At 67.3% G+C, this 21,434-nt stretch carries 20 protein-coding genes and 2 tRNA genes; 12 read left to right on the plus strand and 10 right to left on the minus strand.

Annotated elements, in window-relative coordinates; genetic code table 11:
• Positions 1-28: 28 nt before the first annotated feature.
• The gene (locus HMPREF9056_RS07745; RefSeq protein WP_034514296.1) at positions 29-2,203 is read right to left on the minus strand and encodes a M13 family metallopeptidase; all 2,175 of its coding nucleotides are present in this window, start codon (positions 2,201-2,203) and stop codon (positions 29-31) included.
• Positions 2,204-2,301: 98 nt separating this feature from the next.
• On the opposite strand from HMPREF9056_RS07745, the gene HMPREF9056_RS07750 reads away from it, so the two are divergent.
• From HMPREF9056_RS07750 to HMPREF9056_RS07760, 3 genes are all read left to right on the plus strand, one after another.
• Positions 2,302-2,814 carry a ribose-5-phosphate isomerase gene (locus HMPREF9056_RS07750; RefSeq protein WP_009404091.1) on the plus strand — a complete coding sequence of 171 codons (513 nt, stop codon included), beginning with the start codon at positions 2,302-2,304 and terminating at the stop codon, positions 2,812-2,814.
• Positions 2,815-2,828: 14 nt separating this feature from the next.
• Entirely contained in the window at positions 2,829-3,851 is a 1,023-nt protein-coding gene (locus HMPREF9056_RS07755; protein WP_009404093.1) for an Fpg/Nei family DNA glycosylase, read from the plus strand.
• A 171-nt stretch (positions 3,852-4,022) separates the two neighbouring features.
• Positions 4,023-5,321, plus strand: coding sequence for an alpha/beta fold hydrolase (locus HMPREF9056_RS07760; protein ID WP_009404095.1), 1,299 nt, complete (start codon positions 4,023-4,025; stop codon positions 5,319-5,321).
• 35 nt (positions 5,322-5,356) lie between these two features.
• Here the strand turns inward: HMPREF9056_RS07760 and epsC are convergent, their stop codons facing one another.
• From epsC to HMPREF9056_RS07775, 3 genes are all read right to left on the minus strand, one after another.
• Complete coding sequence (gene epsC / locus HMPREF9056_RS07765; RefSeq protein WP_009404097.1) at positions 5,357-5,932, minus strand: serine O-acetyltransferase EpsC; 576 nt, start codon at positions 5,930-5,932, stop codon at positions 5,357-5,359.
• A gap of 127 nt (positions 5,933-6,059) precedes the next feature.
• The gene (gene cysK / locus HMPREF9056_RS07770) at positions 6,060-6,989 is read right to left on the minus strand and encodes a cysteine synthase A (protein ID WP_034514254.1); all 930 of its coding nucleotides are present in this window, start codon (positions 6,987-6,989) and stop codon (positions 6,060-6,062) included.
• 477 nt (positions 6,990-7,466) lie between these two features.
• Positions 7,467-8,216, minus strand: coding sequence for a YigZ family protein (locus HMPREF9056_RS07775; protein WP_009404101.1), 750 nt, complete (start codon positions 8,214-8,216; stop codon positions 7,467-7,469).
• A 155-nt stretch (positions 8,217-8,371) separates the two neighbouring features.
• On the opposite strand from HMPREF9056_RS07775, the gene rpmF reads away from it, so the two are divergent.
• The 5 genes from rpmF to tig all read left to right on the plus strand — a co-directional run bounded on the left by rpmF (position 8,372) and on the right by tig (position 10,722).
• Positions 8,372-8,536 (plus strand): 50S ribosomal protein L32, encoded by a 165-nt coding sequence (gene rpmF, locus HMPREF9056_RS07780; RefSeq protein WP_003784449.1) that lies wholly within the window; start codon positions 8,372-8,374, stop codon positions 8,534-8,536.
• A 34-nt stretch (positions 8,537-8,570) separates the two neighbouring features.
• Positions 8,571-8,641: transfer RNA gene (locus tag HMPREF9056_RS07785), tRNA-Gly, on the plus strand.
• Positions 8,642-8,690: 49 nt separating this feature from the next.
• Positions 8,691-8,764 (plus strand) — tRNA-Pro (locus tag HMPREF9056_RS07790).
• An 88-nt stretch (positions 8,765-8,852) separates the two neighbouring features.
• Positions 8,853-9,152 (plus strand): hypothetical protein, encoded by a 300-nt coding sequence (locus HMPREF9056_RS07795; RefSeq protein ID WP_034514297.1) that lies wholly within the window; start codon positions 8,853-8,855, stop codon positions 9,150-9,152.
• 187 nt (positions 9,153-9,339) lie between these two features.
• Positions 9,340-10,722: a trigger factor gene (gene tig, locus HMPREF9056_RS07800; protein ID WP_009404104.1), complete on the plus strand. Its 1,383-nt coding sequence runs from the start codon at positions 9,340-9,342 to the stop codon at positions 10,720-10,722.
• A gap of 142 nt (positions 10,723-10,864) precedes the next feature.
• On the opposite strand, the gene HMPREF9056_RS07805 is transcribed toward tig, so the two are convergent.
• The 5 genes from HMPREF9056_RS07805 to HMPREF9056_RS07825 all read right to left on the minus strand — a co-directional run bounded on the left by HMPREF9056_RS07805 (position 10,865) and on the right by HMPREF9056_RS07825 (position 15,523).
• Positions 10,865-11,998: a glycosyltransferase family 2 protein gene (locus HMPREF9056_RS07805; protein ID WP_009404106.1), complete on the minus strand. Its 1,134-nt coding sequence runs from the start codon at positions 11,996-11,998 to the stop codon at positions 10,865-10,867.
• 550 nt (positions 11,999-12,548) lie between these two features.
• Positions 12,549-12,917 carry a cupin domain-containing protein gene (locus HMPREF9056_RS07810; RefSeq protein ID WP_009404108.1) on the minus strand — a complete coding sequence of 123 codons (369 nt, stop codon included), beginning with the start codon at positions 12,915-12,917 and terminating at the stop codon, positions 12,549-12,551.
• A 60-nt stretch (positions 12,918-12,977) separates the two neighbouring features.
• Positions 12,978-13,760, minus strand: coding sequence for an ABC transporter permease (locus HMPREF9056_RS07815; protein ID WP_009404117.1), 783 nt, complete (start codon positions 13,758-13,760; stop codon positions 12,978-12,980).
• Positions 13,757-14,851, minus strand: coding sequence for an ABC transporter substrate-binding protein (locus HMPREF9056_RS07820; protein WP_253269979.1), 1,095 nt, complete (start codon positions 14,849-14,851; stop codon positions 13,757-13,759). Before HMPREF9056_RS07820 ends, HMPREF9056_RS07815 begins: the two co-directional genes overlap by 4 nt.
• A gap of 90 nt (positions 14,852-14,941) precedes the next feature.
• Positions 14,942-15,523 (minus strand): ATP-binding cassette domain-containing protein, encoded by a 582-nt coding sequence (locus tag HMPREF9056_RS07825; RefSeq protein WP_253269986.1) that lies wholly within the window; start codon positions 15,521-15,523, stop codon positions 14,942-14,944.
• A gap of 525 nt (positions 15,524-16,048) precedes the next feature.
• Here HMPREF9056_RS07825 and HMPREF9056_RS07830 point away from each other — a divergent pair.
• From HMPREF9056_RS07830 to HMPREF9056_RS07845, 4 genes are all read left to right on the plus strand, one after another.
• A complete protein-coding gene (locus tag HMPREF9056_RS07830) occupies positions 16,049-16,687 on the plus strand; it encodes an ATP-dependent Clp protease proteolytic subunit (protein WP_009404125.1) in 639 nt (212 codons plus the stop codon).
• Between the two features lies 1 nt (position 16,688).
• On the plus strand, positions 16,689-17,363 hold the full coding sequence (locus HMPREF9056_RS07835; RefSeq protein ID WP_009404127.1) for an ATP-dependent Clp protease proteolytic subunit: 675 nt from the start codon (positions 16,689-16,691) through the stop codon (positions 17,361-17,363).
• A gap of 220 nt (positions 17,364-17,583) precedes the next feature.
• Complete coding sequence (gene clpX, locus HMPREF9056_RS07840) at positions 17,584-18,885, plus strand: ATP-dependent Clp protease ATP-binding subunit ClpX (protein WP_034514257.1); 1,302 nt, start codon at positions 17,584-17,586, stop codon at positions 18,883-18,885.
• The gene (locus HMPREF9056_RS07845; RefSeq protein WP_009404134.1) at positions 18,882-19,211 is read left to right on the plus strand and encodes a chorismate mutase; all 330 of its coding nucleotides are present in this window, start codon (positions 18,882-18,884) and stop codon (positions 19,209-19,211) included. The genes clpX and HMPREF9056_RS07845 overlap by 4 nt, the downstream gene beginning before the upstream one ends.
• Before the next feature lie 103 nt (positions 19,212-19,314).
• On the opposite strand, the gene HMPREF9056_RS07850 is transcribed toward HMPREF9056_RS07845, so the two are convergent.
• Positions 19,315-21,216, minus strand: a complete 1,902-nt coding sequence (locus HMPREF9056_RS07850) for a long-chain fatty acid--CoA ligase (protein WP_009404136.1) — start codon at positions 21,214-21,216, stop codon at positions 19,315-19,317.
• Positions 21,217-21,434: the final 218 nt, after the last annotated feature.

The raw sequence follows: 21,434 nt of genomic DNA on the forward strand, positions 1-21,434 counted from the left end.
GCAGAGTGCGCGAAGGTGCTCGTTCCGCCTACCAGATCGAGACCCGTTTGCCGGGCTCCAGCCACAGGGCGTCGTCGGGACCGACCCCGAACGCCTCGTAGAAGGCGTCGACGTTGCGCACGATTCCGTTGCACCGGAACTCGGCCGGTGAGTGCGGGTCCACGGTCAGGAGCAGCTCGGCGTAGTCCGGGCGGTTCTTGGAGCGCCAGATCCGCGCCCAGGAGTAGAAGAAGCGCTGCAGGCCGGTGAGGCCGTCGATCACCGGTGCCTCCTCCACCGATTCGATGCCGGCGTCGGCCAGGGCCAGGGCGTAGGCCTTGAGCGCGATGCCCAGGCCGCCCAGGTCGCCGATGTTCTCCCCGATGGTCAGCGCGCCGTTGACGTGTGGGATATCCGCCTCCGCCGTGCCCGCGGTCTCGTGCTTGGTGATGACGGCCTCGGGCGTGTAGGCATCATACTGGCTGATGAGTGCGCGTGTGCGCTCGGTAAAGGCCTCACGGTCCTCCTGGGTCCACCAGTCGCTGACCTTCCCGGTGCCGTCGAAGGTGGAGCCCTGGTCGTCGAAGCCGTGACCGATCTCGTGGCCGATGACGGCGCCGATACCCGCGTAGTTCACGGCGTCGTCGGCCTGCGGGTCGAAGAAGGGCGGCTGGAGAATCGCAGCGGGAAAGACGATCTCGTTCATCGTGGGGTTGTAGTAGGCGTTGACCGTCTGCGGCGTCATGTGCCACTCGTCGCGGTCCACCGGCTTGGTCAGCTTGCGCAGGGAATAGGCCATGTCCGCCCGCTCCACGCTGTGCACCGAGGTCAGTACGTCTCCGGGCACGACCTCGACGGCGGAGTAGTCGCGCCAGCGCACCGGGTAGCCGATCTTGGGAGTGAACAGGGCCAGCTTCTCCAGGGCGCGCTCGCGCGTGGCCGGGCTCATCCACTCCAGCGAGGAGATGGACTGCCGGTAGGCCTCGATGAGCCGGCCGACCAGGGCCTCCATCGCCGACTTGTGCGACGGCGGGAAGTGCCGCGCCACGTAGAGCTCGCCCAGGGCCTCTCCCAGGCAGGACTCCACCAGGCCGACACCGCGCTTCCAGCGGGCCCGAAGCTCGTCGGTCCCCTGCAGCGTGCGGCCGTAGAAGTCGAAGTTCTCCTCCACGAAGGCGCGTGAGAGCAGAGTCGCCCGTCCGTGAACGACGTGCCAGGCGACCCAGGCCCTGAGGTCCTCCAGATCGGTGCCCTGCCAGATGCCGGCGGCGTGGGGCAGGTAGTCCGGCTGGGTGACGATGGCCTCGTCAAGGAATGTGGTCCGCTCGATCCCTGCGGCCTGGGCCGCAGCGAGAATCCCCTCGCGCCACTCCTGCCAGGGCAGGTCCGGCGCCGAGTCAACGATCGCCTGCCAGGACATCGGGTTGTTCATCTTCTCCACGTCACGGCAGGTGACACGGTCCCAGTGGCCCTTGGCCAGGTCGGTCTCCACGGCCATGACGCGCTCAGCGAGCCTCTCACCGGAGGCGGCGAAGGACTCCGTCAGGCCCGCCAGCTCAAGCATCCTGGCCACGTGCGCCACGTAGGCCTGGCGCAGCGGGGCCTGGGCCTCCTCACGGTAGTAGGACTCGTCGGGCAGTCCCAGACCCGACTGGCCGATCCAGCTCGTGTAGCGCTCCGGATCGTTGATATCGACCTCGACGTCCGCGCCGACAACGCCCATGAACCCGATCGGTGTCATCTCGCCCAGCACCCGGGCCAGCTCCTCCTTGGAGCCCGCGCTCAGTACCGGTGCCAGCTCGCCGGCCAGAGGGGCGGCCCCGAGCTCCTCCAGATGCTCCTCATCCATGAAGGCCGCGTAAAGAGCGCCGATACGGCCCCGGTTCGTGTCCAGGACCTCGGAGGCATCCTCAGGTGCCACGGAGGAGAAGACGTCGGCGAGTTCCTCGACGATCTGACGGCAGGCCATCTCAGCCTCATCACGCAGGGTGGTGAAGGCGCCGCTACCGGGGCGGTCCGCCGGGATCTCGGCCGTGGCGAGCCACCCGCCGTTGACGAAGCGGAACAGGTCGTCCTGGGGACGGATGGAGGGATCGCTCGTGGCCGTCTCCAGGACACCGGCGAGAACCGCACCGGCAGAGTCGGCCGCGGCGTCCAGCCGCTCGGAGGACCGTGATGATGAGTCGGAGGAAGGGTCGTCGGGCATCGGCGAGGCGTCAGTCATAACGGACACGCTAACCCGCCCCGGGCCTGCCAGGAGCATTGACGACGTTCATACGGTCCTGGTGCGCACTGCTGTTCGCGTGAGGCACAATCCTGCCTATGCGCATCCATATCGCCTCCGACCATGCCGGCTTCGAGCTCAAGAGCGCTGTGATCGAGCACCTGCGGGAGAAGGGCCACGACGTCATCGACCACGGAGCCCACTCCTACGACCCGGGTGACGACTACCCCGCGTTCTGCCTGGCCTGCGGAGAGGCCGTGGTGGCCGACGCCGGAAGCCTCGGCATCGTGCTCGGGGGAAGCGGTAACGGCGAGCAGATCGCCGCCAACAAGGTCGACGGGGTGCGCGCGGCCCTGGCCTGGTCGATCGAGACCGCCAGACTCGCCCGGCAGCACAACAACGCCAACGTCGTCGCCCTGGGTGGGCGCATGCACGATCTGGGCGGGGGGCTGGCCATTATTGACGCCTTCCTCGCCGAGCCCTTCAGCGGGGACGAGCGCCATGTTCGCCGCATCGCCCAGCTCGCGGATTACGAGATGCGCATCCACGATGGTGTCGCCCCTGCCGGAGGCCCCTCCGGCGCTCCTGCCATCACCCCCGCCGGGGCCTGAGCCGGAGCCGCCACATGCCGGAGGGCCACACCATCCACCGGCTCGCCGCCGCCCTCGACGAGCTCTACGGTGGGCAGAAACTGCACACCTCCTCCCCACAGGGGCGCTTCGCCGATGGCGCCAGCCGCCTGGACGGCCAGGTGCTCCTGGGCAGCCAGGCCCACGGCAAGCATCTCTTCCTGCCGTTCGGAGCGCGTGCCGACGTCCCTGTTGACGACGAGTCCGTTACCTGGCTGCGCATCCATCTGGGCCTCTACGGCTCGTGGACCTTCGACGGCGATCGCGAGTTCACAGCGCCCCATGCCATCGGTGCGCCCCGCAGGCGCGTCGGCGAGCGTGGTGAGCACGCCCTCAAGGGCGGGGGAGGATCTGCCCTGGCCGGGCTGAGCGGCGGGGCTGACGACGTCACCGACCGACGGGAAGGGCAGGAAGGGGACTCCTCCAGTCATGACGGTCCGAGTCCTAACGAGTGGGAGCCGCCCAAGCCGCGCGGTGCGGTGCGACTACGCCTCCTTGGCCGGCACGGTGTGGCCGACCTGACGGGGCCGGCCGCCTGCGAGCTGCTGGACGCAGAGGGGGTGGCCGCCGTGCGCCGTCGGCTCGGACCGGACCCGTTGCGCGCCGACGCCGACGCGGAGGTCTTCGTGGCCAAGGCCCGCTCGCGGCGCAAGAGCATCGGGGAGCTGCTCATGGACCAGTCCGTCATCTCCGGGGCTGGCAACATCTACCGGGCCGAGGCTCTCTTCCGGGTGGGAATCTCACCCTTCCGCGCCGGCAACCGCGTCAGCGAGGAGCGGTTGCGGGCTATCTGGGAGGACTTGCGCCCCCTCATGGAGTACGGTGTGGCCACTGGCTTCATCACCACCGTCGACCTCGACGACGTCCCCGACCCCCTGCCGCCGGATGACCCCGAGGCAGGACGGTGGTACGTCTACCACCGCACCGGTCGCCCATGCCTGCGCTGCGGGACCCCGGTGGCCGAGCGGGAGATGGCGGCCCGTCGTCTCTTCTGGTGCCCGACCTGCCAGGCCCGCTGAATCCGGTTGGAGTGCCACTGACGCTGCCCTGACCACACAGCGGACGTGGCCGGCTCCACCAACGATGCGGTTCGTGGCAACCGCAGGGTCCTGCGGTTCTTGCTCAACCTCGGACGCCGTCGCAGCGTTCATGCCCGCAGTATGGACACCGACCGCCACTAAGGTGGCGGCATGTCGAACACCTCGCCCGCCCTGCGCTCCTCGAGCTGGTCCTCCTCGACTGCTGGCCTGCTGACCCGGGACCACCACCTGACCGTTCCCCTGGACCGCAGCGGGCAGGGGGACGTAGCCCCGGACGGAACGGGCTCCATCACCCTCTACGCCCGAGAGATCTCGGTCGCTGGTGTGGACCCGCTCTCCCGGCCCCCACTCGTCTTCCTCCAAGGGGGACCGGGTTGTGAGGCGCCCCGTCCCAGTACCGACGCGGGCCTGGGGTGGATCGGTGCGGTCCTGGAGCACCACCGGCTCATCCTCCTCGACCAGCGCGGTACCGGAGCCTCCAGTCCGGTGGACCGGCCCGATGCCGCCGGCACCCCCGCGGCCACCGCCCGGCTGCTCACCCATCTGCGCGCCGACGAGATCGTTGAGGACTGCGAGGACCTGCGCCGTGCCCTGAGCCTGGAGCGCTGGAGCCTGCTGGGCCAGTCCTTCGGAGGATTCTGCGTCACCCGCTACCTGTCCGAGCACGCCGAGAACCTGGAGACCGTCTACATCACCGGTGGGCTGCCCGCCATCGGACACAGCATCGACGAGGTCTACGCCCTCAGCTACGAGGCGATGCGGGTCAAGAGCGAGGAGTACTACGCCCGCTATCCCCAGGACCGTGACCGAATGGCTCGCCTGTCCGAGCTGGCCGGCAGGGGCGAGCTGACGACGGCGAGCGGGGACGCTGTCGGCCCCGAGCGTCTGCGCTCACTGGGCGCCATGCTGGGGCGGGCAGGGGGAGCCGATGCGATCCACCACCTTCTGGAGCGCGATCCCGGTTCCTGGGTCTTCCGCCACGACCTGGGACAGTCCCTGACCTTCGGGGGCCGCTTCCCGCTCTACGCCGTCATCCACGAGTCCTGCTGGGCCGACGTCGGGACCACCGACTGGGCCGCCCAGCGTGTGCGTCCCTCGGCCTTCGACGACGACCCCACGCTGCTGACCGGCGAGCACGTGCGCCGCGAGGCCTTCCTGGAGGACGCCGGTCTGCGCCCCTGGCTGGAGGTGGCCGACCTGCTGGCCGCGCACGAGTGGCCGGCGCTCTACGACCCGGTCCACCTGAAGGCCACGACGACCCCCGGAGCGGCCGCCGTCTACGCCCGTGACGTGTTCGTACCGATGACCACCTCGTTGGAGACGGCCGCACTCATCCCCGGCCTGCGCACCTGGATCACCAGCGAGTACGAGCACGACGGCTCACGCGCCTCAGGCGGTAAGGTCTTCAACCGCTTGCGCGACCTGGCCGCCGGAGTTGCCGCGCGCTGACCTGCGGCGGGGTTGGCGGACGATCGACAAACTGATCAGATGTAGATGGTCGGGTCCATCATGAGCTCGGGGTCGGTGCGAGGGTCTCGGGCCCGGCTGGGCACGCCCACCGCGACATGCCCCGTCGGCAGGTTCTTCACCAGGACCGCGTTGGCTCCGACCTTGGCCCCGTCCTCGACGACAACCGGCCCCAGAACCTTGGCGCCGGCGCCGATCTGGACGTCGTTGCCGATCGTCGGATGACGCTTGCCGGGACTCATGGACACCCCGCCCAGGGTTACCCCGTGGAACATGAGGACGTCGTTGCCGACTTCGGCGGTCTCACCGATGACCACCCCCATGCCGTGGTCGATGAAGAATCGCTCACCGATGACGGCGGCCGGGTGGATCTCGATGCCGGTGAGGTTGCGGGCGGCCTGGGACAGGGCCCGCGCGGCGAACCGGTGCCCCTTGTGCCACAGCTTGTGGGCTGCCCGGTGGGCCCACAGCGCGTGGACACCCGGGTAGAGGAGCGCCACCTCCACGTTGGAGCGGGCGGCGGGATCGCGTCTGCGGGCCGTGGCCAGGTCCTCGCGGGCCAGGTCCAGCAGGGACCGGTGGGAGTTGTGCATGGTGTGCTCCTCTGACGGGGTGACGGTGCGGCCCGGATCGGTCTACAGAGCCGTCACCTCACCCGCTGCGCTGGTGACAACACCGACGGCGGCCTTCCTGTTCCCAGGAGTGCCGCCGTCGGAGCCGTCAGTCGAGGTAGTCCTTGTACAGAGGCGTGGTCAGGTAACGCTCTCCGGTGTCCGGCAGGACGGTGACGATGGTCTTGCCCTCGAACTCAGGACGCCTGGCCAGTTCGCTGGCGGCGGCCAGGGCCGCGCCCGAGGAGACGCCCACGAGCAGACCCTCCTCCGCTGCGGCGCGACGCGCGTAGGTGATGGCGGTCTCGGAGTCGATGTGGAGCAGCTCGTCCCAGATACCCTGGTCGAGGATGTCGGGAACAACGTTGGGACCCAGCCCCTGGATCTTGTGCGGAGCCGCTTTGCCCTCGCTCAGCAGCGGGGACTCGGTGGGCTCGACACCGTAGATCTTGACCCCGGGCTTCTCCTGGCGCAGCACCTGGCCCACGCCGGTCAGCGTGCCCCCGGTGCCGATCCCGGCCACGAAGACGTCGATGTCTCCGCCGGTCTGCTCCAGGATCTCCCGGGCCGTGGTCTCGCGGTGGACCTTGGGGTTGGCGGGATTGGAGAACTGGGAGGCCAGGATCGAGTTGGGCGTGGCCGCCTGGATCTCCTCGGCGCGCTTGACCGCGCCGGCCACGCCGCCCTCGGTGGTCAGCACCAGCTCGGCACCGAAGGCGCGCATGATGGCCCGCCGCTCCTTGGACATGGTCTCCGGCATGGTGATGATGACCTTGTAGCCCAGAGCCGCTCCCACCATGGCCAGGCCGACGCCGGTGTTCCCGGAGGTGGCCTCCACGATGGTGCCGCCGGGCTTGAGGGTGCCGGACTCCTCCGCGGCGCGCACGATGGACAAGGCGATGCGGTCCTTGACCGAGGAGGCGGGCTCGAAGGCCTCGACCTTGGCCAGAACGGTGGCGGGGGCGTCGTCGGTCACGCGGTTGATGCGGACCAGGGGCGTGTTGCCGACCAGGGCGGTTGCGTTAGGTGCGTAGGTCATAGTGGTGTCCTTCGGATTCATGGGTTGGGTGAGCCCTGTGGTTGCCGGACCGATGTCAGCGCGTGATGAGACGACGTCGTGTCCGCGAGAGCTCGTGAGAGCAAGAGGTGTGAGGACGGTCCGCGTCCGTCAAGGGCAGCCATGCGATGCAGGGTGGCTGAAACAGCAGGGGTGACCGCCTGCTCCGGGAGCGCCGGGCATGCGCGCAGCGGTACGCGCACTGATTCGTGGCCAGGCGCCCTACCGACACCGGCAGCAGCGACACAGGGGCATGACGGACATGGCGCGCATGACGGTTGCAGCCATCATGGGTCCTCCTGTCCTCAGGGCGCTGTCAGCGTGCGCCCGCCCGTGTCCGTTCTGCTCCGGCCGGTGCGCGGAGGCCCGGCCGATGCGGAAACCCTACCCCGTTCTGTGGGGTTTGCACCAAATCCGATGGTGACCGGGCGCGAGGTCCACGGGGTGAGCGTCGTCGGGTCAGGCTGACGACGGGCGGACCGGGACCTCGGTGAGGCGGCTTCCGGCTGGTTCGGGAACTGCCTCTCCCTGAGTGAGGGCGGCGAGGAGCCCATGAAGCCGGGTCGGGTCGGATGAGCCCGAGGACAGCATGAGGACCGCATGGGTCGGCCCCCAGATCGTCTCCTCCACCCGGACGGCGCCGCTGCCGGTACCCCCTCGAGAGCGCAGATCGGCTTCGAGCCTGCTGACCTGGGCCACCGGGATGCGCACGTCCCATAGGTGCCGGCGGGTCACCAGGACGCGTGATGCCCGGGCCAGAGCCTGAGCGGTGGCGTCGGAGTAGGCCCGCGCCAGGCCTCCCGTTCCCAGGAGCGTGCCGCCGAAGTAGCGGGTGACCACGACAGTCGTGTTGGCCAGACCGGTTCCCCGCAGCACGTCGAGCATGGGCTGGCCCGCCGTGCCGGAGGGCTCGCCGTCGTCGTTGGAGCGCTCGGTGGGGTGGGGGAGGGGCTCCAGCCCCTGGGTAAGGTCGGTGATGGTGAAGGCCGAGCAGTGGTGACGCGCATCGGGGTGGATGGAGCGCACCCGTGCGATGAAGTCGCGGGCCTCCTTCGTGGAGTCGGTGCGGCAGGCGCGCGCCAGGAAATGCGATCTCTTGATCTCCAGGTCGATCTCGGGCTGCTCGCCACAGGTCAGTGTGAGAAGTCCGGGGGATTCCTGCTCGTGAGACGGGTGGTCGGAAGACGTGCGCGGGGCGTGTGAGGCCATAGGGTGATCCTTGCACGGGCCGGTGCGGGATCGATGTCACATGTATTGAGATGGTCATGGACTGGAAGCGGTCACGCCAATGTCGTTATGGTGTCCCTCGGTCCAGTTTCAAGGGGTCATCTGATCCCTGTGGTTTATGAGAGAGGAGCGGGCCCATGGCAGTGCCGAAGCGGAAGATGTCCCGCAGCAACACCCGCAACCGCCGCTCACAGTGGAAGGCCAAGCTCACCGAGCTCAACACCATCCGCGTCCAGGGCCGCGAGATCTCCGTGCCCCGCCGTCTGGCACGGGCCTACAAGGAGGGCCTCATCGAGCAGTGAGGCTGCCGGTGGAGGGTGAGAACCCTTCATCCATGCGGGTGTAGCTCAATGGTAGAGCCTCTGCCTTCCAAGCAGATTGCGCGGGTTCGATTCCCGTCACCCGCTCTGTGAGCCGAAAGGGGCCGCCTCCTCGGCGGTCCCTTTCGCCACGTCACGGGCTGTGGCGCAGTTTGGTAGCGCACCTGCTTTGGGAGCAGGGGGCCGCGGGTTCAAATCCCGCCAGCCCGACTTATCGCCCTTGGGCGACGATGTGAAGCAGAACCTCGTCGGCCTCAGAAGAGCGCGGTGCAGCCGTGCTCCGTTCTACGCTGGTTGTGTGCCCTCGTACCGATCTATTCTCACGGTGACCGTTCTCAGACCGGGTCATGTTCCCCAGGACGTTGAGTCCGCCGCTCGCAATGCCGTGAGGCGCATGGCCGTTCTGGAGTCGTTCCAGATCGACGTCGTGCGGGGCCGGCCCCGGGTGACGGTCCGTTTCGCGGGCGCCGACGACGCCGAGGCCTGTGAGGTGCATGCAGAAGTCGTCAATGAGGTCGGAAAGGTGGCCCAGGTTGAGCGCGCCTGGCCGGTCCTGGTGCGCGCGGGCCGGAGCGTCCCTCTGGGGCCGAGCGAGTGATGGATCGCAACAGGCCTGACTGCTGGTGACCCTGTGTCCAGACTCATGTACCAGGTATGGGCTCATCATCGATCCCACTGCCTGTTTGCCCTAAGATGGCACGGATTGACGCCACAGACGAGCGTCCACCGAAGGCCTCCGAACGCTTCGGTGTGACTACAGAACTCAGACCTTGGGAGCGACCCCCGTGAAGACAACTGTCGAGAATCTTGACCCCAGCCGCATCAAGCTGACCGTCGAGGTCCCCTATGAGGAGCTCAAGCCCAGCCTCGATGCCGCCTACAAGGAGATCGGCTCCCAGATCCAGGTTCCCGGCTTCCGCCGCGGCCACGTCCCCAACCGGGTCATCGACCAGCGGGTCGGCCGTGGGGCCGTCATCCAGGAGGCTGTCAACAACAAGCTCTCTGACTTCTACCGGGACGCCATCACCGAGGCCGAGCGGGTCCCCATGCTCCAGCCCGAGGTCGACGTCGTCGAGCTGCCCAACGCCACCGGCGAGAATGGCGGCCAGCTCTCCTTCACCGCCGAGGTCACTGTCCGCCCCGTCATCGAGCTGCCTGACCTGAGCAAGACCGAGCTGACCGTCGACGCCGTCGAGGTCACCGACGAGGACGTCGACACCGAGTTGGACAACCTGCGCGCTCGCTTCGGCTCCCTGAAGTCCGTGGGTCGCAAGGCCAAGACCGGAGACTTCGTCACCATCGACCTCAAGGCCGTCATCGACGGCGAGGAGGTCGACTCCATCTCCGGCGTCTCCTACGAGATCGGCAAGGGCAACATGCTCAAGGGGCTGGACACCGCCCTGCGCGGCCTCAAGACCGACGAGTCCGCGACCTTCACCACCGAGCTGGCCGGCGGCGAGCACGCCGGTGAGGAGGCGGAGGTCACCGTGACCGCCACCGCCGTCAAGCAGCGTGAGCTGCCCAAGGTCGACGACGAGTTCGCTCAGCTCGCCTCCGAGTTCGACACCGTCGAGGAGCTACGTGAGGACCTCGTCAAGCAGGTCACCGAGCGCAAGACCGGTGAGCAGGCCGTCGCTGCCCGTGACGCCCTGCTCGAGCAGCTGCGCAGTGAGATCTCCTTCGATGTTCCCGAGGCCGTCGTCGAGGCCGAGATCGCCCAACACCTCCAGGCCGAGGGCAAGGAGGGCGACGAGGAGCACTCCAAGGAGATCCGGGACGATATCGTCACCGGCGTGCGTGACCAGATCATCCTCGACGTCCTAGCCGAGGACCTCAAGATCGGCGTGGCTCAGGACGAGCTCCTCGAGTTCCTCTTCCAGACCGCCCAGCAGTACGGCATGGAGCCCGCCCAGTTCCTCCAGGGTGCCCAGCAGGCCGGACAGATCCCCGCCTTCGTCTCCGAGGTCGCCCGCAACAAGTCTCTGGCCACGGCACTGCGGCAGGCCAAGGTCATCGACTCCAAGGGCGAGGCGGTGGACCTGTCGGCCTACATCGGCTCCGATGAGGATGACGCCGCTGCGGCTGCTGAGGCTGCTGCCGTGGCCGCCGCTGAGGCCACCGACGAGGGCGAAGCCGACTCCGCCGAGAGTGACGCCGACGCCGAGTGAGCGTGACCGCGAGCTGACCCAGTCCCGCTCACACGGGAGGGTCGTGTGACGTCGGTGGGGCCCACCTTCTCTTGGAAGGTGGGCCCCACCGACGTCACTGTGTCCAAGGTTCCTATGCACTCATGGCGCGTGCGCCCAGGAGTCAGCTGGCGGTCACCAGCTCCTTGCGCTTGGGGCGGATGACGCCGAAGTTGCGCTCGGGAATCGCCATCTTGAAGTAGTACGCCACTCCGATGGGCACCACGATGAGACTGACGAAGAGGCAGTAGAAGGGCTGGAAGATGAGCCACTTGTTTCCGTGGTCCCAGTGAAGCCACACGATGGCGGCGTAGTAGATGAACAGTGCGAGCAGAAGCGTCCATCCCGGAGAGACAACGGCCATCCACCTGAGGACGAACATACTGATCACCACGATGCCGCTGTACAGCCACAGGAAGGGGTGCTGGAAGACGAATCTGAAGTTGACGATGAAGAGCCTGAAGGAACCGCCGCTCCACGCGATCCGTTGGCGCCACCAGGAGTACAGGGTGTCGGGGGCATTGGTGTTGACGTGGGCGAGAATGTGGACGGCCTTGTATCCCAGGGCGTCCCCAATGATGCCGGACTCGATGTCATTGCCCTGGAAGAACAGTGAGTGACGGGCCATGATCTGGCGCATGACGTCAGTCTTGCCGATATGAAGGGCACCGCTGAGCAGCCAGGGCATGATTCTGCGGGCACGCATCGAGACGACGTACTCGTGGCGCTGCATCTGGACGATGAAGGGCCCCTTCTTCTGGGGCACGATGGTCACTGAGGCGAAGTCGGCCTTGTTGGCCACCAGCGCGCCGATGATCTGAGTCAGTGGCTCCTGGGCCGTGGTGTCGGCGTCGAGGCAGACGATGTGGGAGTTGAGCGGGGCGGCCAGCAGCGCGTCGCGCACGACGGTGTCCCGAGTGATGCCCGAGGTGCTCCGTTTGCGTCCCACCTTGCGCGGAACGTACTCGCTGCGGAAGATCCTGAATCCGTAGCGAATGGCGATGTCCTCGAGGTCGCGATAGAACTCCTCAGACTCGCCAGAGGTCGTGCACAGAACCACTCGGTCGCCGTAGGGGCGCAGGTAGTCCGCGTTCTGGAGATACTTGACATTGCCGTAGATCGGCACGAGGACGCTGAAGTCCTCCGAGATGATGCTCGAGTCCAGTTCCACCGCCTTGTACCACTTCGAGGTGATGCCGGCCCAGATGTCGATCCCGATCCAGAACAGGATTCCCACCAGAAGGGTAATGACGATCATGCGGTGGTCCTCTCTGGTGCATGGAGTTGTGTGGGCGTGCTGAACACTGGTAACCCCTTACTGGGTAGTGGTGTGGCAGGCGGAAGATGGTCGGGGAGGGGTTGTTGAAAGATGAAAGAGTGTGGTAAGGTGGCCGCGGCAAGAAATGAGGCTTGAGGTCGAAAGAGACAAGCAGGCGCTCTTGGGGCGGTTAAAATCGATGGTGCCACGCCCACTCCGCCTATGCCATGCAGTGGGGAGCGAGTCGTGCCAAGATCTCGGGCGCCCACAACCCAATCTATGGATGGTTTAGTTTTCCTACAAGGGTGGGTGAGATGGCTTACCAAGCCTGCACTTCGTCAGATTTGCGTGAGACGCGACACGGCGCGTGATCCTCGGGGTCGGTTGTGCTGAGGCGATGGCGTGGCGCGTCGCGCTGAGGCCGTGGAGTTTGCGGAAGTCACAGGATTCAGGGGTGGGGGCGCAGAGCACACGGAACGCTCTGCGCCCCCACCCCTGGCGCTGTTACTCCTCGCCCGCCGCGGGCGGGCTCGTCAATGGATTGCGGGCCCTACTTCGCCGCCGTTGTCGTGGCTTTGTCGACGTCGACCATGACCAGCTGCATGCGGCACGGTGTCACGGCCGTCAGGGCGTGACGGTCGTTGGGGGCCAGATAAATGACGTCCCCGGCGCCCATCCGCTCAGTGCGCTCGCCGATGGAGAAGTCCATCTCGCCCTCCAGGAGCGTGACGATCACGGCGCGAGGAGAGGCGTGCTCGGTGAGGACCTGACCGGCGTCGAAGGCGAAGATGACGGTGCGCAGGATGTCGTTGTTGACCACGACTCGTGAGGTGGTGGCCTCCTCGGAGATCGGGAGGGCGTCGTTGAGGCCGAGCCGAAACAGGGACTCGGTGGACGCGGTGCTGGACGAGGTGGACATGTGTGCTCCTTCGGTGTTGGTGATGAGTATTGGTAGTAAGAGTTGTAGAGGGTGCTGACGCTATGAGGGTTGAGACCTCCATGCCATGAGGCGACGGCGCAGCGGCCGCAGGACGCACAGCTCGAGCAGCAGTGTCAGCGCCGCCATGATGACGGACAGGGCGAAGACGTCGGCCGTCTCCAGATTGGTGCGGGCCTGCTGGACCTCTGCGCCAAGTCCTGTCGGGGTGCCTAGAAGCTCTGCCATGACCGTGACCCTCACGGACTGCCCGACGGCGACCGTCAGGGCAGACAGTACCGGTGGCGCGACCGCGGGCAGGACGATCCGACGGATTGTCCACGGGTGGGACTTGGAGAAGACCGTCGCCATCTCCAACAGATCGCCGTCGACATTGAGGACCGCGTCGCGCATGGAGGCCACGAGCAGCGGGAGCGTGACCAGGGTGACCACGAGGATGACGACCCCGGCTGTCGGTCCCAGCCAGATCATCCCGACGACGACGAGCACGATCGGCGGTACCGCCATAAGGACCTGCACCCAGGAGTCCAGCAGCTCGCGCAGCCAGGTCCAGGTACCCAGCGCCCAGCCCGTCGGGACGCCGATGAGGCAGGACAGCCCCAGGCCGATGACGGCTCTGGAGAGGGTGAGCCACAGTGTCCAGCCCAGGTCGCCGTCGTCGATCAGCCCCAGGAAGGCGTGCCAGGTTGTCTCCGGGCCGGGAAGCGCGTACTCGGGCTGGTTCAGAGCCGCCCAGTACCAGATGAGGACCGCCAGACCGATACCGGCCCACCACAGGAGGCGGGCGCGCCAGCGTGTGAGGGAGGACGGCCGTTTCAGGGTCACCTGGGGTCTTTCAGGTAGAAGTCGTCGGCCGGCATCTTGCCGCCGACGATGTCCGGGTTGATGGTGGACAGGCGAGTGTAGAAGTCGACGAGCTGGTCCTTGGCCTGGGCCGCGGGGACCAGGTTCAGCTGGAGGCGGGGGATCACCTCCGTGACAATCGGCGCGGGAACCTCGGTCTTCCGGGAGATGGCGTTGACGGTCTCCTCCGACGCCGTGTTGGTGGTCTCTATACAGGCCTCCACCTCGTTCAGCACCGCTCCGACTGCCTGAGGGTTGGAGTCGGTGATCTCCTGAGGCATGACCAGCCCAGCCATGGGGAACCTGGCCTCCCCGCCGGTCACCTCGGCCCATACCTGTTGAAGGTCGACCGTCCGCTCCAGGGACTTGCCCTGCTGCTTGGCCTTGGTCAGGCTGACGCTTGCGGGGTGCTCCGGCAGGACGGCGAACTCGGCATTGCCCGCCAGAAGGTTGGACAGTGCCTCCTGGCCGTCGGAGTAGCTCTGGATCGTCAGGTCCTTGCTCGTGTCCCAGCCCTTCTGGCCGAGCAGGTAGCGGAAGACGAGGTCGGGCATGTTGTTCGGCATGGGGACGGCGACCGTCTTGCCACGCATGGCCTCGAGGCCCTGTGTTGATGAGCCCTCGGGGCCGACGACGTAGAGCATGCCCCACACCTGCATCGCCACCAGGCGCAACGGGACACCCTTGTTGAACAGGTTCGCCGCCGCATATGAGGGGGTGGCGGCCAGGTCGGTCTGCTTCTGCATGAGCAGTGTCTTCATAGCATCGACGCTGGACCAGTTCTCCACCGCGGCCTTGCCGATCGTCGGGGACAGCTTGGCCTGCTGACCGAACAGCGTCATCGGCGCCATGTAGGCCAGGGTCGTGGGGACGTGGACGCGCAGGGTGTCGATATGCCCGCCCGTTCCGCTGGAGGATGCCCTGCCTGAGCGTGACGAGCAGGCTGACAGGATCGTCGGGCCCAGGAGGCCGAGGCCTGCCAGAGGCATGAGGGTGCGGCGCCTGATCGGCGCTGCCGGAGTGCGTGAGGTGCCTGCAGGCGAGTACGTGTGGTTGCCCATCGTGCTGCTCATGGTCCTTCTTCTTGGAGTGTGCGGGGAGTGGTGGTGGGGGGTGGGTGTGTGAGAGGAGCGGAGACGGGGCGGCCGTCAGCGGCACGGCTTCTAGGTGGAGAGCCTCCAGGTGCCCGGCGGGCCGTCGAGGTGGAGATGGAGGTGCGAGACCTCCTCGGCCTCATCCGGGTCGTGCGTGACCCAGACGGTGATGACGTCCTGGTCGGCGAGCAGGTCGATGAGGTCGGCTCGCAGCGCAGTGGCCAGCGGACGGTCCAGGGCGGAGAAGGGCTCGTCCACCAGGAGCAGGCTCGGGTCGGTCGACAGTGCCCGGGCGATGGCCACCCGCTGACGCATGCCGCCGGAGAGGCGGGCTGGTGGGAGGTGGCCGGCCGAGGCGAGTCCCACCCGCTCCAGCCACTGGAAGGCCGTCAGGTCCGGCGTTGGGCCGCCCACCACCAGGGAGATGTTGCGGTGGGCCGAGTACCAGGGCATGAGCCGCGGCTCCTGAAACACCTGGGACAGGCTCCCTGTGGGCCGCAGGACGGTGCCGGCGTCGGTGTCCGACAGCCCCGAGATCGCCCGTAGCAGTGTCGTCTTTCCGGCACCGGAGGCTCCGGTGACCGCGAGGGTCTGCCCGGGGCGGACCGTCACAGACAGGTCCTCCACGAGGGTCAGACCTCGCCGGACCATCGTCACCTGCTCGAGCCTGAGAACACCACGGTCGTCATCGCGATGCGTCGACCGGCCCGTGAGAGGCGACGCGTTTGCCACGGCGTCTGTCATGGATTCGGAGCCTCTCGGTCAGTGATGCCGCCGATGCCCCTGCATGCGGGAGGCTTCTGGGTCCTGGCGGGTGCCGCGCTCCCCAGGGGCGGCGTTGCTCGATGCGGGGGTGGGCTGTGTATTCAAGGGGCTCCCTATCCGTTCCTGCCGTTTCTTCGCTGATGTGAGGTGCCGAGGCGGTGAGCTCAAACCTCTGAAATAGATGACGACACCCTATCGTATTTGTTTGTTGTGACAAAACTGAATTTTGTGACTCACAGAGGTTTGTATGGGGACGCCGAGGGTCGTGCGCAGGGCGGTGGAGGCTGCGTGCCTCTGAGGTTCCTCCTCCAGTGAGCGCACCTGCGCCGTGGGCGAAAAGGGCGCCATGGCGGGCATAGCGGATGGGGTCGTCACGTTAGCGTTGGCGACACCGACCATGAGAGGACTGACGTGAGCGAGCTCTATACACCCGCTGCGGTCGCCCCGCCCCAGGCAGCCGACGCCAACGGTGCAGGCTTGGGGTTGACCGATTCCATCTACAACCGCCTCCTCAAGGAGCGCATCATCTGGCTCGGCTCCGAGGTGCGCGACGACAACGCCAACGCCATCTGCGCCCAGATGCTGCTGCTGGCCGCCGAGGACCCTGAGCGGGACATCTACCTCTACATCAACAGCCCCGGCGGCTCGGTGACCGCCGGCATGGCCATCTACGACACCATGCAGTACGTCCAGCCCGATGTCGCCACCGTGGCCACGGGTCTGGCCGCCTCCATGGGGCAGCACCTGCTGTCGGCCGGTGCCAAGGGCAAGCGCTACCTCACTCCGCACGCCCGGGTGCTCATGCACCAGCCCTCCGGCGGCGCGGGGGGCTCGGCCACGGACATCCGCATCAACGCCGATCTCATCATCAAGATGAAGCAGGAGCTCGCGGAGATCACGGCGGCCAACACCGGTCACACGGTGGAGGAGATCATCGCCGATTCCGACCGGGACCACTGGTTCTCGGCCCAGGAGGCCCTCGAGTACGGATTCGTCGACCACATCGTGCGCTCCAGTCGGGAGATCGGCAAGCAGAACGGAGACAACTGACATGTCCTCGACCCGTCCCTACTTCGAGGCCGTGGCCCGCCAGGCCGGCGCCATGCCGCAGGCCCGATACGTGCTGCCCCAGTTCGAGGAGCGTACCGCCTACGGCTTCAAGCGCCAGGATCCCTACGCCAAGCTCTTCGAGGACCGCATCGTCTTCATGGGCGTGCAGGTCGACGACGCCTCGGCCGACGACATCATGGCCCAGCTCCTGGTCCTGGAGTCCCAGGACCCCGACGGCCTCATCACCATGTACATCAACAGCCCCGGCGGCTCCTTCACGGCGCTGACGGCGATCTACGACACCATGCAGTACATCAAGCCGCAGGTGCAGACCGTCTGCTTGGGGCAGGCGGCCTCCGCTGCTGCGGTGCTGCTGGCCGCCGGCAGTGAGGGCAAGCGCCTGGCCCTGCCCAATGCGCGCGTCCTCATTCACCAACCCGCCATGGAGGGGATGCAGGGGCAGGCCAGTGACATCGAGATCGTCGCTGACGAGATCGATCGCATGCGCTCCTGGCTCGAGGACACCCTGGCCGCGCACACCGGTCAGGACCGCGAGAAGATCCACGCCGACCTTGAGCGGGACAAGATCCTCACGGCCGCGGCCGCCAAGGACTACGGGATCGTGGACCAGGTACTCACCTCCCGCAAGACCCCGGCCTCTCCGCACTCCTCCTGAGGCGTGCGTCGCTGCCTACGGCGCTCCCGCCGGCCCCGGTGGGAGCGCCGACCGTGCAGCCGGTGAAAATAAAACGCCCAAACGCTGGCAGCACGGTGCCCAACATGGCATATTGCGGACTGGACACGCCGCCATGTCCTCGGCGTACCTGCCGGCTCAGCCCGTAGGCTGACGCAGGGTCGCCCGGGCGCGGGGACCGATGACGAATCTGGAGGAAACTGTGGCACGTAACGCTGAGAGTGTGGATCTGCTCAAGTGCTCCTTCTGCGGCAAGAGCCAGAAGCAGGTCAAGAAGCTCATCGCCGGGCCCGGTGTCTACATCTGTGACGAGTGCATCGAGCTGTGCAACGAGATCGTTGACGAGGAGTTGGGCGAGTCCGGCGCCGGCGTCCCCCTCGAGCTGCCCAAGCCCCAGGAGATCTTCGACTTCCTCAACCAGTACGTCATCGGTCAGGAGTCCGCCAAGCGGGCCATGAGCGTGGCTGTCTACAACCACTACAAGCGCGTCCAGGTCAAGGAACGCTCCGTGGCCGAGGGCGACGGACTGGAGCTGGGCAAGTCCAACATCCTCCTGTTGGGACCCACCGGAACCGGCAAGACCCATCTGGCCCGCACCCTGGCCCGACTCCTCGATGTCCCCTTCGCCATTGTTGACGCCACCGCCCTGACCGAGGCCGGCTACGTGGGTGAGGACGTGGAGAACATCCTCCTCAAGCTCATCCAGGCCGCCGACGGTGACGTCAAGCGCGCAGAGAAGGGCATCATCTACATCGACGAGATCGACAAGATCGGTCGCAAGGCGGAGAACCCCTCCATCACCCGTGACGTCTCGGGCGAGGGCGTGCAGCAGGCGCTGCTCAAGATCATCGAGGGCACTACGGCCTCCGTCCCCCCGGGCGGTGGGCGCAAGCACCCCCACCAGGAGTTCCTGGAGATCGACACCACCAACATCCTCTTCATCGCCGCCGGTGCCTTCGCCGGTATCGAGGAGATCGTGCGTCAGCGCCAGCGCAAGGAGTCCGGCGCCCAGATGGTGGGCTTCGGGGCCCAGCTGGACGGCAGCACGAGTTCCAAGGACGTCTTCACCTCCCCGGTGCGTCCTGAGGACCTTCACAAGTTCGGCCTCATCCCGGAGTTCATCGGCCGCCTGCCCGTCATCGCCACCGTTCAGGACCTGGGCGTGCGCGAGCTCGTGCGCGTCATGACCGAGCCCAAGAACGCCCTGGTCTCCCAGTACCAGTATCTCTTCAGTCTCGACGGCGTCGAGCTCGAGCTGACCGACGCCGCCATCGAGGCGGTGGCCTCACTCGCTCTGGAGCGCAAGACCGGGGCCCGTGGACTGACCTCCATCGTCGAGGAGGTCCTGGGGCAGTCCATGTTCGAGGTCCCCTCCCTGCCCGAGGTCGGTCGCGTCGTTGTCGACGCCGATGCTGTCAGGGGTACCGGAAAGCCCCGCTACCAGGCGGGTACTGGCACGCTGCGCTCGACGGCCAAGGTGGGGGAGCGGAGCCGGACCGCATGAGCGAGGGGCGTGAGGGCGTCCCTGTGCAGCTGGCCGTCTATCGAGACACCATCGACAACCTCGACGCCGCCCTCGTCCACCTCCTGGCCGAGCGATTTCGCTGTACCCAGCAGGTTGGTCTGCTCAAGGCCAGCCTGGACCTGCCGCCGGCGGACCCCGAGCGCGAGCAGCAGCAGGTGGCGCGCCTGCGGGCGCTGGCCGAGGAATCCGGCCTCGACCCGGTCTTCGCCGAGAAGTTCTTCGCCTTCATCGTTGCCGAGGTCATCCAGCACCACGAAGAGATCCGTGACGGGCACGAGGCCGAGCGCGCCCGTCACGCGGGGTGATCGGAGCCGGTAAGCGCAGCGCCGGACGTCGAGCGTGCTCACTGCCAGTAGCAGTTTTTCCGTCTGGTCCTGGGAGGGGACGTTTGCGACCCGCCGGTGAGCGTCAGCCCTGAGACGGCGTGGTGGTGGCGCTGGGCACGAGCGGCGTACGCGTGTAGAGGGCCTCAATCTCGGCTGCGAAGCGTTTCTCGGCTTCGGCGCGGCGTACCTTGAGCGAGGGCGTGAGCAGGCCGTTGGCCACCGTGAAGTCCGTGGGTAGCACCTTGAAGGTGCGGATCGACTCGGCCCGCGAGACCGCCTCGTTAGTTCGGGCCACCGCCCGTTCCAGGGCTGCGCGCACTCGCGGGTCCTGGGCGGCGTCGACAACCGTCATCTCCTCCAGGCCGTGGGAGGACAGCCACAGCGGCAGCATCTCGGCGTCCAGGGTGACAAGCGCTCCGACGCAGGGGCGGTTCTCACCCACGACGAGTACCTGGCTGACCAGCGGATGACCCCGCAGCCGATCCTCCAGAGGCGCTGGGGCGACGTTCTTGCCGCCGGCGGTCACAATGAGCTCCTTCTTGCGCCCAGTGATGCGCAAGAACCCTTCCGCCCCCTCGAAGGAGCCGATATCGCCGGTGCGCAGCCAGCCCTCGGCGGTGAAGGCCTCGGCCGTCGCCTCGGGGTTGTTGTGGTACCCGGTGAAGGTGCCGATGCCCCGAACCAGGACCTCCCCGTCATCGCCCAGGCTGATCGCGCACCCGGGAATCGGCGTGCCGACGGTCCCGATCCGGGTGGCGCCGGGCAGGTTGACGGAGCACGGCCCCATCGTCTCGGTCAGGCCGTAGCCCTCGAGGACGGTGACCCCGGCGCCGCGGTAGAAGTGACCCAGACGCTCGCCCAGCGGCCCGCCGCCGGAGACCACGTGCGTCACCCGCCCGCCCAGCACGGAGCGCAGGGTGGAGAAGACGAGCCTGTCGAAGGCGGTGCGTTGGGCTCTGAGCCTGCGGGAGGGCCCCTCGGGGGTGTCCAGTGCCCGTGAGTAGGCGATCGCGGTCTTGGCGGCCATGCGGAAGACCTTCTGCCTGGCGCCGGTCGCCTTGGCGTCCGCGGCGTTGTAGATCTTCTCGAAGACGCGTGGTACCGCCAGGACCGCGGTAGGCCGGAAGGAACCCAGATCGTTCACGAGGTTTCGCACGTCGGGCACGTGGCCCAGCACACCCGAGCGCGAGCACACGATCGCGATCTCCACGAACCGGCCCAGCACGTGGGCCAGCGGCAGGAACAGCAGGAAGCGGACCTCCTCCCCGCCCAGGACCTCGGGCACGTGCGGGCAGACGTTGACGCACAGGTGCACCAGGTTGCCGTGGCTGAGCTCGACGCCCTTGGGGCGTCCCGTGGTGCCCGAGGTGTAGACGATCGTGGCCAGGGACTGCGCAGTCAGGGCGGCGGTGCGCCGGTCGAGCTCGCCGGCGTCCACCCCGCGGCCTGCCTCGATGAGTCCCAGGACGTCCTGACGCTCGATGCACAGGACCTGTAGATCCGCCAGCTCGGGCACCGTCGAGGTCAGTGCGCCGACCATCGCGGCCATGGCCTCGTTCTCCACGACGATGAGCCTCACCCCGGCGTCGGAAAGGATCCACTGAGCCTGCTCGGCTGAGGAGGTCTCATAGACGGGGACCACGACCAGTCCTGCCTCCCAGGCGGCGAAGTCCAGCAGCGTCCACTCATACGACGTGTGCGACATGATGCCGATGGTGTCGCCGGGCTCAAGACCCCGGGCCACCAACCCGGCGGCCACCTCGCGCACCTGGGTGCGGAAGGCACTGGCACTCATCTCGCGCCAGCGTCGCCCCAGCGGGGATGTGCGGGCGATGAGCCCGCCATCGGGGCTGCGACGAACGCGTTCTGCCAGCGCCCAGGGGGTCGTCATGCCGTCATGAATCGGGATCAGGAGGTCGGTGGCGTGCTCCCCGGACTGGGTGGGAGGGACGTCGTCGGCCGGTGGGGTGGGAACGTCGGTCATGGTGGCAAGTATGCCCGCCCGGGCACGCTGATGGCGGCTGCTTCCCGCCTACTCCTGCGGGCCCTTGCGTGTGGATGAGTAGATGTCCGCGATGACGTCGGCGTGCGCCTCCATGACCGGGCCGCGCTTGACCTTCAGTGAGGGTGTGAGTAGGCCGTTGGCCTCGGTGAAGTCCGTGGTCAGTACCCTGAAGGTGCGGATCGACTCGGCCCGCGAGA

It is taken from the genome of Actinomyces sp. oral taxon 170 str. F0386 (genome assembly GCF_000195595.1).
Classification (GTDB): domain Bacteria; phylum Actinomycetota; class Actinomycetes; order Actinomycetales; family Actinomycetaceae; genus Actinomyces.